Origin of the sequence: Phaeobacter sp. CECT 5382, from assembly GCF_001457775.1 — a bacterium.
Lineage (GTDB): Bacteria > Pseudomonadota > Alphaproteobacteria > Rhodobacterales > Rhodobacteraceae > Pseudophaeobacter.
Window position 1 is genome coordinate 1 of sequence record NZ_CYSG01000055.1, and the last position, 1,262, is coordinate 1,262.

Annotated in this window: 3 protein-coding genes; 1 reads left to right on the forward strand and 2 read right to left on the reverse strand. The window is 55.7% G+C overall.

Features of this window, described 5'->3' with window-relative positions; genetic code table 11:
- Positions 1-34: 34 nt before the first annotated feature.
- A complete protein-coding gene (locus PH5382_RS19340; protein ID WP_231751952.1) occupies positions 35-439 on the reverse strand; it encodes an HsdM family class I SAM-dependent methyltransferase in 405 nt (134 codons plus the stop codon).
- On the opposite strand from PH5382_RS19340, the gene PH5382_RS20265 reads away from it, so the two are divergent.
- A complete protein-coding gene (locus PH5382_RS20265; protein ID WP_156414924.1) occupies positions 419-559 on the forward strand; it encodes a hypothetical protein in 141 nt (46 codons plus the stop codon). The genes PH5382_RS19340 and PH5382_RS20265 overlap by 21 nt on opposite strands.
- Before the next feature lie 11 nt (positions 560-570).
- Here PH5382_RS20265 and PH5382_RS19345 read toward each other — a convergent pair.
- On the reverse strand, positions 571-1,262 hold a 692-nt coding region (locus PH5382_RS19345; RefSeq protein ID WP_156414925.1), incomplete at its 5' end, for an IS1380 family transposase.

Here is a 1,262-nt window from a genome sequence, read left to right on the forward strand (position 1 = left end):
CGCAGAACAGCGGCAAGGTGGGCGGGAGGACGTTCTACTTGGGGAATGTCAGTTTATCCAACAAGTCCCGCCTTATGAGCTTCCCCACGCCCGCATCAAACAAAACACTGTCTGGCAAAACCACGGCTGCTCGGCCATTTTTATCAAGGCTCATGTAGATGTGCTGAAGGAACAAGAGTTGCTTGTTAGCGTTTGGATAAGGTAAATCTTCTCGTGCATCACGCCTGCTGCCAGCTTTGCTTCCGAACGGTGGGTTGGCTAGTATCAAATCAGCTTGTGTTAGACCTTTGGCATCATCTGTTAGCGCGTCGCCATAAATGATCTCGGCATCAAGCTCATTTAGCTGACATTCCCCAAGTAGAACGTCCTCCCGCCCACCTTGCCGCTGTTCTGCGCTCCTATCAAGCCTCTTGCACCCATGGTGCCGTTGTTCGGGCATCTGACGCGCGAACTGCGCCCGATTTCCGGTCTCGGGGGCGAGGTTGATCCGGATATTGGTCTGACCGACCCCCGTATGGATAGACCGGTTGAGCCGCTTTTGTTCAGGTTTTATGATTAACGATGTTGTCATTAGGGAACCGGCGGTGCGCGCAGCCGATGTATGGCCGCAAGGATGCGGTTGAACAGATCGCCGCTGACAGCCACCTCGGCCAGTTGGAAGGTGATTGCACGGGCGTGACGCACAACCCTCGCACCAATCTTGATCAATCGCGTCTGCAGGCTTGTCAGTGACCAGTCGGCTATCTCATCAGGTAGATCAGTGCCCTGTAGGAAGGCACCGATATTGTAAGCCAGTGCATGGAGTTGCAGCCGCACCTCGTTCTGCGCCATGCCTTTGCAGGACAAACGGGTCCAGTTGATCGCCTGCTTGCCTTCCTTGATGTATTGCTCGGCGGTGCCGCGTTGGTTGTAGAAGCGGATGATCCAGTCGGGTTCCATCGGCATGTTGGTGACCACGAAGCCCACGCGCGGGAACAACTCGCTGGGATGCCATTCCACCTTGGCGATGACACGACGAGGTTTGTCCCAAGATGCCGCCTGATATTGGAAGTCGCCGTAGATGCGCTTCACGCCTTTTGGCGGACGACCCACAGGGCGCTTGAGCAGATGCGCAATCTTGCCCTGAAGAACGCGATTGGCCCGAAGGCGGATGGCGTAGAAATAGTTTTCCAGTTCCAGAGTTTTGTATAGCTCCGGGATGGCGAACGCAGCATCCCCCCGGAAGAACCGCATCAGGTGACGATCCGCATATCGCGCGATGA

Excerpts from the sequence above, each read along its gene's own strand:
- PH5382_RS19340 (WP_231751952.1), bottom strand. The coding sequence starts at position 439 with ATGCCCGAACAACGGCACCATGGGTGCAAGAGGCTTGATAGGAGCGCA.
- PH5382_RS20265 (WP_156414924.1), top strand. The coding sequence starts at position 419 with ATGGTGCCGTTGTTCGGGCATCTGACGCGCGAACTGCGCCCGATTTCC.